General features: G+C 61.1%; 10 protein-coding genes. 7 read left to right on the top strand and 3 right to left on the bottom strand.

Features of this window, described 5'->3' with window-relative positions:
* Window position 1 precedes the first annotated feature (1 nt).
* The 5 genes from cysN to rfbA all read left to right on the top strand — a co-directional run bounded on the left by cysN (window position 2) and on the right by rfbA (window position 5399).
* Entirely contained in the window at window positions 2-1930 is a 1929-nt protein-coding gene (gene cysN, locus ABAC460_RS38785) for a sulfate adenylyltransferase subunit CysN (RefSeq protein ID WP_023454129.1), read from the top strand.
* A 77-nt stretch (window positions 1931-2007) separates the two neighbouring features.
* Window positions 2008-2553 carry a dTDP-4-dehydrorhamnose 3,5-epimerase gene (rfbC, locus tag ABAC460_RS38780; RefSeq protein WP_023454128.1) on the top strand — a complete coding sequence of 182 codons (546 nt, stop codon included), beginning with the start codon at window positions 2008-2010 and terminating at the stop codon, window positions 2551-2553.
* A 20-nt stretch (window positions 2554-2573) separates the two neighbouring features.
* Window positions 2574-3626 carry a dTDP-glucose 4,6-dehydratase gene (rfbB, locus tag ABAC460_RS38775; RefSeq protein WP_023454127.1) on the top strand — a complete coding sequence of 351 codons (1053 nt, stop codon included), beginning with the start codon at window positions 2574-2576 and terminating at the stop codon, window positions 3624-3626.
* Complete coding sequence (rfbD, locus tag ABAC460_RS38770) at window positions 3627-4511, top strand: dTDP-4-dehydrorhamnose reductase (RefSeq protein ID WP_023454126.1); 885 nt, start codon at window positions 3627-3629, stop codon at window positions 4509-4511.
* Window positions 4512-4529: 18 nt separating this feature from the next.
* Window positions 4530-5399 (top strand): glucose-1-phosphate thymidylyltransferase RfbA, encoded by an 870-nt coding sequence (rfbA, locus tag ABAC460_RS38765; protein WP_023454125.1) that lies wholly within the window; start codon window positions 4530-4532, stop codon window positions 5397-5399.
* Window positions 5400-5409: 10 nt separating this feature from the next.
* Here the strand turns inward: rfbA and ABAC460_RS38760 are convergent, their stop codons facing one another.
* Both ABAC460_RS38760 and ABAC460_RS38755 read right to left on the bottom strand, forming a co-directional pair.
* Complete coding sequence (locus ABAC460_RS38760) at window positions 5410-6312, bottom strand: WcbI family polysaccharide biosynthesis putative acetyltransferase (protein WP_023454124.1); 903 nt, start codon at window positions 6310-6312, stop codon at window positions 5410-5412.
* The gene (locus tag ABAC460_RS38755) at window positions 6309-7331 is read right to left on the bottom strand and encodes a GSCFA domain-containing protein (protein ID WP_200863684.1); all 1023 of its coding nucleotides are present in this window, start codon (window positions 7329-7331) and stop codon (window positions 6309-6311) included. The genes ABAC460_RS38760 and ABAC460_RS38755 overlap by 4 nt, the downstream gene beginning before the upstream one ends.
* A gap of 378 nt (window positions 7332-7709) precedes the next feature.
* Between ABAC460_RS38755 and ABAC460_RS38750 the strand changes: the two genes are divergently transcribed.
* Together ABAC460_RS38750 and ABAC460_RS38745 are read left to right on the top strand one after the other, a co-directional pair.
* The gene (locus tag ABAC460_RS38750) at window positions 7710-9050 is read left to right on the top strand and encodes a GT-D fold domain-containing protein (RefSeq protein WP_023454122.1); all 1341 of its coding nucleotides are present in this window, start codon (window positions 7710-7712) and stop codon (window positions 9048-9050) included.
* A 175-nt stretch (window positions 9051-9225) separates the two neighbouring features.
* Window positions 9226-12222, top strand: a complete 2997-nt coding sequence (locus ABAC460_RS38745) for a glycosyltransferase (RefSeq protein ID WP_023454121.1) — start codon at window positions 9226-9228, stop codon at window positions 12220-12222.
* A 36-nt stretch (window positions 12223-12258) separates the two neighbouring features.
* On the opposite strand, the gene ABAC460_RS38740 is transcribed toward ABAC460_RS38745, so the two are convergent.
* Window positions 12259-13302 carry a glycosyltransferase family 61 protein gene (locus ABAC460_RS38740; protein ID WP_023454120.1) on the bottom strand — a complete coding sequence of 348 codons (1044 nt, stop codon included), beginning with the start codon at window positions 13300-13302 and terminating at the stop codon, window positions 12259-12261.
* Window positions 13303-13389 lie beyond the last annotated feature (87 nt).

Genomic DNA, 13389 nt, shown 5'->3' with positions numbered 1-13389 from the left:
TATGAACGCGCTGACAATCAACAAACTCGATACCAAGGCCCTGGTCGACTACCTGGCCAGCCACGAAAAGAAGTCGCTGCTGCGCTTCCTGACCTGCGGCAGCGTCGACGACGGCAAATCGACCCTGATCGGCCGCCTGCTCTACGACACCAAGCTGATCTTCGAAGACCAGCTGGCCGGCATCGAACGCGACTCCAAGAAGTTCGGCACCGTCGGTGAAGACATCGACCTGGCCCTTCTGGTCGACGGCCTCCAGGCCGAGCGCGAGCAAGGCATCACCATCGATGTCGCCTACCGCTTCTTCACCACCGATAAGCGCAAGTTCATCGTCGCCGACACCCCCGGCCACGAACAATATACCCGCAACATGGCGACCGGAGCGTCCAACTCGGACCTCGCCGTCATCCTGATCGACGCCCGCAAGGGCATCCTGACCCAGACGCGCCGCCACAGCTTCATCGTCTCGCTGCTGGGCATCAAGCACGTCGTCCTGGCGGTCAACAAGATCGACCTGGTCGGCTACGACCAGGCGGTGTTCGATCAGATCGTCGCCGACTACAAAACCTTCTCGGCCGGATTCGGCTTCGAAACCCTCCAGGCCATCCCCCTGTCGGCGCGCTACGGCGACAATGTCCTCGAAGCCAGCCAGAGCATGCCGTGGTACGACGGCCCGACCCTGGTTGAGCACCTCGAAACCGTCGACATCGACAGCGACGTCGAATCCAAACCCTTCCGCCTCCAGGTCCAGTGGGTCAACCGCCCCGACCTGAACTTCCGCGGCTTCTCCGGCACCATCGCCTCGGGCACGGTCCGTCCCGGTGACGACATCGTCGTCGCCCGCTCGGGCAAGGCCTCAAAGGTCGCCCGCGTGGTCACCATGGACGGCGACCTGGACTACGGCCGCGCCGGCCAGGCCGTCACCCTGACGCTCGAAGACGAAATCGACATTTCGCGCGGCGACGTCATCGTCCCCGCCGAAGCGCGCCCGGAAGTCTCCGACCAGTTCCAGGCCCACTTGATCTGGATGAACGAAGAGCCCCTGCTGCCGGGCCGGCCCTATATCCTGAAGATCGGCGCCAAGACGGTTTCGGCCACGGTCACCGCCATCAAGCACAAGATCGACGTCAACAGCTTCAGCGAACTGGCCGCCAAGAACCTGCCGCTCAACGAAGTCGCTGTGGTCAACCTGATGACCCAGGAACCGGTGGCCTTCGACGCCTATGACGATGACCACGCCATGGGCAGCTTCATCGTCATCGACCGCGTGTCGAACCTGACGCTCGGCGCCGGCATGATCGACCGCGGCCTGCGCCGCGCCACCAATGTCCACTGGCAGGCGCTCGACGTCTCCAAGACCTCGCGCGCCAATATCAAGCACCAGAAGCCCGCCGTCCTGTGGTTCACGGGCCTCAGCGGCGCCGGCAAGTCGACCATCGCCAACCTGGTCGAAAAGAAGCTGCTGTCGATGAACCACCATACCTATCTGCTCGACGGCGACAATGTCCGCCACGGGCTGAACAAGGACCTGGGCTTCTCGGATGCTGACCGGGTGGAAAACATCCGCCGCGTCGCCGAGGTGTCGCGCCTGATGGTCGATGCCGGCCTGGTGACCCTGGTCTCCTTCATCTCGCCCTTCCGGGCCGAGCGCCAACTGGCGCGCGATCTGGTGGCGCCGGGTGAATTCATCGAGATCCATGTCGCCACGCCGCTGGAAGTCGCCGAAGCCCGCGACGTCAAGGGCCTGTACAAAAAGGCCCGCGCCGGCGAGCTGAAGAACTTCACCGGTATCGACAGCCCGTACGAGGCGCCGGAAAACGCCGAGATCGTGCTCGACACCAACCGCTTCTCGTCTGAGGAACTGGCCGGCCAGATCGTCAACTACATGGCCGAGCACGGCTACCTAAGCTTCGGACCGGATTACGAAATCTGACCTAAGGGCACTTAGGAATTGACTCGCGGCATGTGATTTGCTGATTGGGTGTGCGTTGCAACACAATCTGAGGTCACATGCAGTTCGAGCGTTTCGATATCCAGGGCCCGGCGCTCATCCGTCCGAAAATGCTCGGCGATGACCGCGGCTTCTTCATGGAGGCCTTCAAGGACGCCTGGTTCCGCGAAAACATCGAAGACGTCACCTTCGTACAGGACAATCAGTCCCTGTCGCGGCAGGTGGGTACGATCCGCGGCCTGCACTATCAAACCGCCCCCTTCGGCCAGGGCAAGCTGGTCCGCTGCCTGAAGGGCTCGATCTTCGACGTCGCCGTCGACATACGCCCAGGCTCGGCTTCCTTCGGGAAATGGGTCGGCGCGACGCTCACCGCCGAAAAAGGCGAGCAGCTATGGGTGCCCGACGGCTTTGCCCATGCCTTCTGCACCCTGGAGCCGGACACCGAAGTCTTCTACAAGGTGACCAATCCCTATTCCAAGCCGAATGATGCCGGCCTGGCTTTCGACGACCCCGAAATCGGTATCGTCTGGCCGATCGATATTGCCACGGCGGTATTATCGGATAAAGATAGGGTCCAGCCGCCGCTTTCGAGCCTAACCACCTGATTTTCAACGGACTTCAAACCATGCGTATTCTTGTCACCGGCGGCGCCGGTTTTATCGGTTCGGCCCTGGTGCGGTACCTGGTGTCCGAGGTCGGCGCCGAGGTGCTCAATCTCGACAAGCTGACCTATGCCGGCAACCTGGAATCCCTGGCCCCGGTCGAGGCCTCCCCCAATTACCGCTTCGTGAAGGCGGATATCTGCGACCGCGACGCCGTGACGTCGGCGATCAACGGCTTCAAGCCCGACCACATCATGCACCTGGCCGCCGAAAGCCATGTCGACCGCTCGATCACCGGCGCCCGGGACTTCGTCGAGACCAATGTCATCGGCACCTTCACCATGCTGGAAGGCGCCCGCCACTACTGGAACGGCCTGGAAGGCGAGGCGAAAGCCAGGTTCCGCTTCCTGCACGTCTCGACCGATGAGGTCTATGGCTCGCTGGGCGAGACCGGCCTGTTCGAAGAGACCACCCCCTACGATCCGTCGTCGCCCTATTCGGCCTCCAAAGCGGCCTCCGACCACCTCGCCAAGGCCTGGCATCGTACCTACGGCCTGCCGGTGGTGGTGTCGAACTGCTCGAACAATTACGGCCCCTACCACTTCCCGGAAAAGTTGATCCCGCTCAACATCCTCAACGCCCTGGACGGCAAGCCCCTGCCCGTCTACGGCGACGGCAGCAATATCCGCGACTGGCTTTATGTCGACGACCATGCCCGCGCCCTGCACCTGATTTGCTCGAAGGGCCGGCTGGGTGAGACCTACAATGTCGGCGGCCGCAACGAACGCAAGAATATCGACGTGGTGCGCCGCATCTGCGCCCTGATGGATCAGCTTCGTCCGAAAAACTACCCGCACGAACAGCTCATCACCTACGTCACCGACCGTCCCGGCCACGACCACCGCTACGCCATCGACGCCACCAAGCTGGAGAACGAACTGGGCTGGAAGGCGCAGGAAACCTTCGACACCGGCATCGAGAAAACCGTGCAATGGTACCTCGACAACGAAGCCTGGTGGGGACCGCTGCGCGGCGGCGTCTACAGCGGCGAACGCCTTGGCGTGCTGAAGGCATAAATGATGCGTGTCGTGATCACCGGAACGGAGGGCCAGGTCGATACCTCGGTCAAGGCCCTGGGCGAACAGCTTGGCATCGAGGTCATCCGCATCGGCCTGCCCGATATCGACCTGTCGAAGCCGGAAACCCTGGAAGCGCCAGTCCGCGCCGCCCGTCCGGACGTCATCATCTCCTCCGCCGCCTATACCGCCGTCGACAAGGCCGAGTCCGAACCCGACCTTGCCCGCCGCATAAATGGTGACGCTCCGGGCGAACTGGCCCGGATCGCCGCCGCCCTGAACGTCCCCCTGCTGCACCTGTCGACCGACTATGTCTTCCCCGGCGACAAGGACGGCATCTACGACGAGGCCGATACCCCGGAACCCGCCAGCGTCTACGGCGCCACCAAGCTGGCCGGCGAGCGCCAGATCGCGGCCAACACCGACAACTTCGTCATCCTGCGCACGGCCTGGGTCTATTCGCCCTACGGCAACAATTTCGTGAAGACCATGCTGCGCGTGGGCCAGACCCGCGACGAACTGAATGTCGTCGACGACCAGCGCGGCTGCCCCACCTATGCGCCGGAAATCGCCCGCGCCCTGCTGACGGTGGCGCAAAAGGTGGTTGCCGATCCTGATCCGAAGCTGCGCGGGATTTTCCACCTGACGGGCAGTGGCGAGACCACCTGGGCCGGGTTTGCCGAGGCCATTTTCGCCGAATCGGTCAAGCGCGGCGGCAAGGCGGTGCGTGTGAACCGCATTACAACCAGCGAATATCCCACTCCGGCACGCCGTCCGGCCAATTCCCGCTTGAGCGGCGACAAGCTTCATTCTATCTACGGGCTGCAGCTCGACCCGTGGCCGGTATCACTGTCCCAGTGTCTGGACGCTCTGGCTGCGACCTGAACAGTATTCGAGGGGTTTATGAAGGGTATTATCCTGGCCGGTGGTTCCGGCAGCCGGCTGCATCCGATGACGATCGGCGTCTCCAAGCAAATGATGCCGGTGTACGACAAGCCGATGATCTATTACCCGCTGACCACCCTGATGATGGCCGGCATACGGGAAATCCTGATCATCACCACGCCGCACGACCTGCCCCTGTTCGAGAAGCTGCTGGGTGACGGCAGCCGCTGGGGCATCCGGCTGGAATATGCTGCCCAGCCCAGCCCCGACGGCCTGGCCCAGGCCTATATGATCGGCGCCGACTTCGTGAACGGCGAGCCATCCTGCCTGATCCTGGGCGACAACATCTATTACGGCCCCTCGCTCGCCAGTTCGCTTGAGGAAGCCGCCAAGATCCAGCATGGCGCCAGCGTCTTCGCCTATCAGGTGTCCGACCCGGAGCGCTACGGCGTGGTCGAGTTCGACGACCAGTTCAAGGCGTTGTCGGTCGAGGAAAAGCCGCTCAAGCCGCGCTCCAACTGGGCGATTACCGGCCTGTATTTCTACGATTCCCAAGTTGTGGAAATTGCGCATAATATCAAGCCGTCGGCGCGCGGCGAGTATGAGATCACCGACGTCAACCGCACCTATCTGGAACGCGGCCAACTGAGCGTCCAGCCGATCGGCCGGGGCTATGCCTGGCTCGATACCGGCACGCCCGACTCTCTCCTCGATGCAGCGGAATTCGTGCGCGTCCTGGAAAAGCGCCAGGGCTTCAAGATCTCGTGCCCCGAGGAAATCGCCTGGCGCAAGGGGTTCATCAACGAGTCCGAGCTGGAAGTCCTGGCAGCCAGCCTGGGCAAGAGCGAATACGGCAAGTACCTCTACAAGTGCCTGGCGTTCGGCTGACCTGCCGCCCCTACGCCAGCAATCCTCTCAGCCGCTCCCGGGTCACAAGCATAATCTCGGTCTCCAGCTGTTCGCGCGGCACGGTGGCATAGAACTCGAACAGGTCCTTCAGATAGGTACCCAGCGGAATTTTGCGCGTCTCCCATAAGGCCTGCACCAGCCAGGCCGGGCGCTGGAAATCATTGGATCCCTGGACACCAAACCGCTTGGCCATGGCCGTATAGACCGGCCAGGTGAAGCTTTCCCCAAGGTGATCTTTCTTCACCGAGGGCACCGGTTTTGCCGCATCGACCAGGCCTAGACGGACATAGAGCTGATGCGCCAGGGTGGCCAGCACCCGGACATGCGGATGGTTGGCCATATACATGAAAGGCCCGATCTCCTTCAGCCAGGCGTCGATCAGACCCTGGGGCTGAAAACCGGCCTCGACCAGCCCCTGCTCCACCGCCACCCGGGCGGCCGGAAAGACGTCGAAATAGCCAAGTTCGTCAAACACCACGGAATTATACAGCGGCAGCGTCTGTTGCGGCGTCAGCCCCAGCAGGAAACCGGCCACGGCGATGCGCGAATGGAAGTCGCAATGCACGGCGCTCAGCACGCCACCGGCCGTGAAAATGTAACTCAGGTCCGGGTGAAACCCCGGAAAGGTAAAGGTCGGCAGGAAATGGGCGTTGAAGCCCTGCGCCTTCAAACCGTCCACGGTCAGCGACGCATAGCCATGCTCGGGCTGCATCTGGGTGACCACCACATCGGCGTCGGCGATCTTCGCCAGAATCACCTCCGGTGGATCCGGCGGATTGACGCTGACATGCCAGGACTTGATCTCGGCGTCCGGGATCAGCGCAAGGGTTGCTTCGCGGAGGCCCTCACTCTGACAACCTCCAACAATGGCTATCTTCAAATGCGACGTCATGAACGGCTGTCTATCTTCTCTTCATCGCAAATAACAGAGGCGATTTGCGCCATCGCAGCGCGCTGACGCGCCACAGCCTCGGCATCGGGCGGCGCGTCCACAGGCGCGGCCATCCGGCTCTCGCCTTCCCCCAGATAATGCGCCGCAAAAACCGACATGGCATGGGCGACACCTTCCGGTGTCACCTCGCGCAGGTCGGGCGCCAGAAAAGCCGCCCCTGCCTGGGGCCCCAGGATCATCTCGTAGGACGGAAAGTAGTCGACAAAATCGAAAGCTCCGGAGACCTGCCCGGCCACCACCCGCAGGGCGGATTTCGACAAGGTGTTGGCCGTCAGGACATGACTGTCCTCATAGGTTGCGATCAGCGCTACCGGCGACACCGTCAGCAGCACCCGACAGGCCGGATTGATCCGGTGGAGCCGCTTGAGAAACTCGTTCAGGTCGGCTTCCATCTCGGTGACAGTGAAGTTGTGGAAGCGATATCCGTCCGCCGCGACATCGGCTCCGACGACGCCCGGGGCGAGCGGAAAAACCGCGCCGTCATTCACCGCCTCCCAGCCTTCGGTCAGGCCAAGGGTGAAGACAAAGACATCGCAGTCCTCGAAAAGCTGGCGCACCGCCGCGAGATGGCTTTCGCGCTCGGCTTCAACCTCCTGTGGCGACGCGAAACCGGCCTCATGGATATAGGGCCGGAACGGATCGACATAGCGGCCGTCGGCACGCTTCCACGCCTTATCCTCCGGCGTGAACAGGCCATACGCACGTCGAAACAACTGCAGCAGTTGGCGCACCGTGTAGAGATTGCCATAGCGCGCCGAATAGACGCCAAAATTCTCAGGGCCTGAGAAGGCGAAGGCCGGTTCCGGCTCGGTGTTGAGATAATTGAACCCCATGTCGCGCAATTTTCGCGCGACATGTTGAGCAAAGCAGCTCCCGGCTGTTGCCACCTTGTCGGCCCGGCCGATACTGAACCCGGTCCTGACAATGGGATCAACTCCGGTGGCCGTGCGTCCGGTCATGCTGCGACGCCAAAATTGATAGTCGGGTTTTTCCGAATACGGATTTTGCATGTTGGCCTGCCGGAAACTGTTCAAACACTCTAAAGTTCAGGGCTTGACTTGTCACGGAAGAAATTGAACTCTGAGTTCAAAATTGCTGCATCGCACACGGTAAAGGTATAATCTCCACCCGAGCAATGTAGTCCACAAGTAAATAGACGCTCGGCCTTCACAAGACAAAAACTACACCACCGGCCGTGCTTAAGTGACATTTACGAAATATCTTTACCAACATTACACCCCACAAAAAAAAGGGTTGAATGTGACAGATTTTTCATTATCAATTCACGTTTCCGGGGCGGGGCAACATGGACATAAGTCCACCAAGGGAACCGAACCATGGCTGACGGAATCGAATCCGAGCAACTGTATGTCTCTACCTTCGAACGTCTGACCTCGGAAGACCCGTCGCGGGCTGCGTCGTACTTTTCCAAAATTCACACCAAATTGCCGGAAGGTCGCCGCCTTCACTGCAGCCTGTTTCTGAAGGAAGCGGGTCACCTTGACCTGGCCGACCAGACCATGGACCTCCTGCTCCAGCACGACGGTAACGCCGCCGCGGTCTGGTACGAATCCGCCATCGTCAAAAACATGCTGGGGGAAAACAATTCGGCCCTGTCACGGCTGAACCGGGCGCTGGCGCTGAATCCCCATCTCGGCGCCGCGGCGTTGTTGCGCGTCGCCGTATTGATCAAACTGGGCGAACGCAATCGCGCCGCCGAACTGTTGGCTGCGACGCCATCTTCCCTGATATCCGATGACCAGAGGACACTGCTCAGCGCCTTCAACAGGAGTTTCGACCACTGGAGCGCACTGCTTCAAAGGTTGGACATCGATCCGCCTCCCGCCAATTTCATCACGGCGGGAACCGCAATCGAATGCGCTCTCGACAGCGGCCGCCCCTTCTCCCTTGTCCGCTTCGGCGATGGCGAAGGCGCCTTCCTGGTTCCTGACGACGATGACGATGTTCGCGCTGTCGGAGACGTCGGACGCCGCCATTTTGCCCAGCGCTGGTACGGCCGGACCGACGATGCCACCATGGCGGCCATCCGCCGGGTGGCGGACCAGTTGCGCGAAGCTTCTCCGGACTACGACATGATCGGCGCCCCGAACAACGAATGGTGCCATCACGAATGGAATATCGGCAGTTTTCAGACCCTGGCCTGCTGCCTGGCCGCCCGCAGCTTTGCCGCCGCGCAGCCCGCCACCCTGACCCAGACGTCGGCCGGCCTGGATCTTGCCCATTACGGCACGCTGTCACGCCTGATCCGCAAGGCGGAATCGGTGTGCCTGGTGACCTGCCACACCGAACTGGCCTCGCGGCTGGCTGCGGCAACCGGACAGAACAAGTTCGAAACCGTGCTTATCCCGCCGGCCCACTCCGACCTGCAAATCACCGGGCTTACCCCAGGCAGTCATCTCGACGATTCCACGCGGATACTGGATGAGATCGAGGCCGCCCGCGGCAACCGGCTCTTCCTTGTCGGCGGCGGCTTCCTCGGCAAGCTGTACACCCATCGCGCAGCCCAGGGCGGCGGGGTGGCCATCGATGTCGGTTCGGTCCTCGACGGCGTCCTTGACTACGCCACCCGCCCCAACTTCTACCACATCAGCCTGGCCAATCGCTTCTGGACCGCGCTCAACGATCCGGCCTGGGACCCGGCCAAAGATCACGCCTGATAACGCGAAGAGTTCGCCGCAGCGCAGCAGCCTGACTTGACAGTTTGGGGTCTTGATGCGACAAAGTTTAAGCAATTCACATCGTTGACGCCCGGGGGGGCACTTTGCACGGCGACCCGGGCGGTCGGCGATAGGTTTGATTTTACCGGTCCAGAATATATTACAGGGCGCCACCATGTTGATAGAGCTGTACGGTACCACTTTTACCGTGTCCGATCTTTTCGACGTTGATGCCTACCGGAAGTATTTCCGTACGCCCCCGTTCGCGACGCCCGACGAAGCCCTCAACCATTATAATATGGAAGGCTGGCGCCAGGGTCTTAATCCATCGGCCCTGTTCGACACAAAGTTCTACCTGAAGTCCAACCCCGATATTCATGCCGTCGGCAGCCCGTTGCGGCATTATCTCAAGCATGGCCAGTTCGAGGGCCGCCGCCGCCTGCCGACGACCGCCCCGACCGAAGCCCTCTCCCCCGAAGGTCTGGCGGTCTATAACAAGCTGCAACCCCATGCTGACCGCGGCTATTATTTCGGCCAATCAGGCCACCCGGTGAATTGCGGCGTCGACCCGGTGATGCATTATTTTGCGTATGGCTATAGTGGCAGCCTTCGGCTTACACCTCGGTTCGACAATCAGTTCTATCTGGATCACAACCCGGACGTCGCACGCAGTTGCCAGGATCCTCTGGTGCACTATACACGGTTCGGCTGGCGTGAAATGCGCCGTTCCGGCGGGGGACCTGCCCTGTTTCCGCTGCCCCCGGCCGATGCGGAAATGGCCGCGCTCATTCGCCAGCACATGGACGCCGAGTACTATCAGGCACGGCTTCCCTGGCTGAAGGAGACCGATGCCGACCCGGCGGCGCACTACCTGTTCTATGGTGAGCGGGCGGGTTATGATCCCAGCGTCGATTTTTGTTCCCAGCACTACCGCCAGCTCTATTCCGATGTCCGCGACGCCGGGGTCAACGCCTATTACCACTACCTGACCTACGGCATCCGCGAAGGGCGGCAAGCGACGCCGACCTGGTATTCCGCCCTGCGGGCTGCCAGAATAACGCCGGAGGATTTTGACGACCTGGCCCTGTCGCCAGGCTATCTCTCCTATGACGATCCGGTTGTCCCCTTTGTCTACGTTCTGTTGCCGATCTATCGTGGCTATGACGAAACCCTCGGGACTTTGAAAGCCGCCGTGACGGCGCACAGCCTTACCCCGTTCAAGGTCCTGGTGCTCAACGATCAGTCGCCGGACGCCCGTCTGACGGCGGACATGGCCGCGATCTGCGAACGCATCGGCGCCGGACACGTTCATCACGAAACCAATCTCGGGTTTGTTGGCAATATCAACAGCGGCCTGGTCCGGACCGAAGCGACCGGCGCCCATGTCATGCTGCTCAACGCGGATACCGTGGTTCACGATGGCTGGATCGACCGGATTCGCGCGCACCTGGATACCGACCCGGCGATCGCGACCATTACGCCGATGTCGAACAACGCGACGATCATGAGCTATCCGCGCACCTTGGGCGATAACCGGTTCAATATCGAAGTTTCCCACGCCGAGTTGGCGGAGATGGCGCAGAAGGTACGACTGGCGCCGGTTGATGTCGTCACCGGGGTGGGTTTCGCCATGTTCATCTCCCGCACCGCCCTCGACCGCGTAGGCCGGCTGGACGTTGCCTTCGGCAAGGGCTACGGCGAAGAGGTCGACTTTTGTCAGCGCGCCGCCCTGGAGGGCATGCGCAACATCGCCGCACCGGATGTTTTCGTCACCCACTTCGGCAGCGTTTCCTTCCTCGACATGCAGAAGAAGGCCAATGCCCAGGGTCAGGAAATCCTGGGTAACCGCTATCCCGGCTATGAGATGTCGGTCTTCGACTTCATTCATGGCGATCCGTTACTACCAGTACGCCAGGCCTATGATATCGAGCGTCTGGCGCGGTTGTGCGACAGCCATCCCTACATCATCTCGATCTCCCACGCCCTGAGCGGAGGTATCCGCTCCTATATCGACAGCATGTCCGACATGGCCGAAATTTCGGGGACAGGCCTTATCGATATCGCGCTAAAAGGCGCAGAAGTCTCCATACGCGCCCGGTTCCCGGATGTGAAACTGGCCTTCGACAATCTCGGATCGGTGCCGCTGGAAACCTTCACGGCGCTGATGGAGCGCCTGGCGCCGGATTGCCGGTGGATTCTGTTCAACTCGATGATCGGAGCGGGCACGCGTCTGCGCCAGACCATCACCCGGCTTCTGACGCAGCATCGCAGGAAATTGGCCTATGTTCTGCACGACTACGCCGCCAACTGCCCGCGCGCCAACTTCACCCATGTCACCCAGACCTATTGTGATGGCGTTCAGCCGGTAGAGAAGTGCCAGTCGTGCGTGCGCACCTTCCCGACAACGCCGGACCTCGACGTCCCGCAATGGCGCGCCGATCACCAGACTCTTCTGAATGCGGCGGCGTGCGTCATTTCGCCGTCGGACAGCGCGCCGCAATATCTTTGGCAGCAGCCCGAGCCCCCCATCCTGATACGCCCTCACTGGGAGCCCGATCTGAATGGCCTCAAACCGCTGACCAGCAAGTTTCCCGGCAATCGCGACAAGCTGGTGTTCGTGGTTCTGGGGGCCATCGGACCGCACAAGGGTTCGCGTATTCTTCGCGCCCTCAAGGTGTATATGAACCAGCACGACGTGCCGATGGAAATCCACCTGGTCGGTTATTGTGATCTTCAGGACCTGGCCGACAACCGCAAGATTTTCGTGCACGGCGCCTACAAGGACAATGCCGAAGCCATTGCCATGATCCACCGGATCAAGCCGCACGCCGCCCTCAGCCTGTCCATCTGGCCGGAAACCTACTGCTACGCCCTGTCCGTTCCGATCGCGTTGGGCCTGCCGGTGATCGCCCTGGATATCGGCGCCCAGGGGGATCGCCTCAAGACCTATTCGCGCGGCATCACCCTTGACTTCGCCATGCGTAATGACATCCATCAGCTCGCAACCGAATTGATGACGGTCGACCTGGCCCACCTGTGGCAGCAGCCCGTGCGGCCCAGGGACACCACCCCCTATGCCGGCCTGGATGCCTATTTCGGTGCGCCGCCGCCGACGCTCGCCATCGCAAAGACGGCAAGGGTGCGCAAGGAAGACAAGGTCTCCGTCGGCTGACCGGCAGCTGACGGGGGCATGTTTTTAAGGGGTCATTTATCCGTGCAAGCGAGCTTTGCTGGGAACCGAGTCCGTTCCGGCACCGGCCAGTGAGAACAGTTCCTCCGCCCGCGCCCGCGCATTGGGAATGCTGCGCAAGGTCAAAAACCCCTTGCGATCTTCGGACGGTAAAACCTGCATGTCCTCAGGATAGTAGTAGGTCACATCACTTCCGGTCAGCTTGTCGATGATCGTGAAGTTGGTGTTGATCTGCAACGACGGATTCAGGATCACGAAGCGGGCATCGCTTTCACAGAAGATCGTATTGTGCAGGAAGGATCCTGCCGTCCCGAATACCAGGCTGCGGCTGTTCAGGAGCCGTATCTGCTCCGCCAGGGACAGGGTTTCAGGGTAGACTATGTCCACACCCAGCCCCGCCATGACGGTTTCGAATTCAGCCTCGTTGTCGAACCCGCCGACCCCCGACTGCAGCCGGCTTTTCGAATAGTAGATCGGGCGCTCGTTGGGCTCGGCATCAGATTTCGGGCTCAGCTTGCGGCCAAGGTCGAGGCACAGGTCGCGAAAGCGCGTAAACCCGGCACGCTGTTCCTGGAAGCTGGTGTCGGGGACGATCAGGTTGCTCAGGCGCGTCGGCGTATCGAAAGTGACGAAATCCTCGCGTATCAGTCCCATGGCTTCGAAGATGGCCCGCACAAACGGCAGGCTGTACATCGCGGCGATATCGACCCCGTGATACACGAACTTGGCCCGCATTCCACGCAGATAGGCAACGTCCCAGAACCGCGACAGGGTGTTGATCAGAAAATGGCCGAAATGCGGATTCATATATCCGCAGTAGATGTACAGCACGTCGGGCGCGGTCTGGGTGACTTCAGACAGCTCTATGCGGGCGGCCAGGGATTGTTTCGACAGCAATTGCGGCGTGCGAAAGTCGATGGCCGCAGGGACAATCCGCCCCTCGGAGTCGAAGATTCCAAAACGCTCACCATTGGGCATAAAGACAGCGTCGTGCAGCAGCACGATCTGCGGATCCCCCGACTTGACCGCGTCCTCCCCCCATTTCACATCGCACTTGATCATTGTCTGCATCTTACTGACTCGTCGTCCCCCGGGTACGCTGGTGCTCACTGGTACTCAAAAACCATCGGAAAAAAGAATCCGCCTGCT

The sequence above is a fragment of the Asticcacaulis sp. AC460 genome (assembly GCF_000495795.1).
GTDB lineage: Bacteria > Pseudomonadota > Alphaproteobacteria > Caulobacterales > Caulobacteraceae > Asticcacaulis.
The sequence above is the reverse complement of the archived record's forward strand: the minus strand, read 5'-3'. Positions and strand labels throughout refer to the sequence as shown.

Bases quoted from the DNA above. Each gene is read 5' to 3' on its own strand.
- rfbB (WP_023454127.1), top strand. From the start codon at position 2,574: ATGCGTATTCTTGTCACCGGCGGCGCCGGTTTTATCGGTTCGGCCCTG.
- rfbD (WP_023454126.1), top strand. From the start codon at position 3,627: ATGATGCGTGTCGTGATCACCGGAACGGAGGGCCAGGTCGATACCTCG.
- ABAC460_RS38750 (WP_023454122.1), top strand. From the start codon at position 7,710: ATGGCTGACGGAATCGAATCCGAGCAACTGTATGTCTCTACCTTCGAA.
- ABAC460_RS38740 (WP_023454120.1), bottom strand. From the start codon at position 13,302: ATGATCAAGTGCGATGTGAAATGGGGGGAGGACGCGGTCAAGTCGGGG.
- ABAC460_RS38755 (WP_200863684.1), bottom strand. From the start codon at position 7,331: ATGACCGGACGCACGGCCACCGGAGTTGATCCCATTGTCAGGACCGGG.
- ABAC460_RS38745 (WP_023454121.1), top strand. From the start codon at position 9,226: ATGTTGATAGAGCTGTACGGTACCACTTTTACCGTGTCCGATCTTTTC.
- ABAC460_RS38760 (WP_023454124.1), bottom strand. From the start codon at position 6,312: ATGACGTCGCATTTGAAGATAGCCATTGTTGGAGGTTGTCAGAGTGAG.
- cysN (WP_023454129.1), top strand. From the start codon at position 2: ATGAACGCGCTGACAATCAACAAACTCGATACCAAGGCCCTGGTCGAC.
- rfbC (WP_023454128.1), top strand. From the start codon at position 2,008: ATGCAGTTCGAGCGTTTCGATATCCAGGGCCCGGCGCTCATCCGTCCG.
- rfbA (WP_023454125.1), top strand. From the start codon at position 4,530: ATGAAGGGTATTATCCTGGCCGGTGGTTCCGGCAGCCGGCTGCATCCG.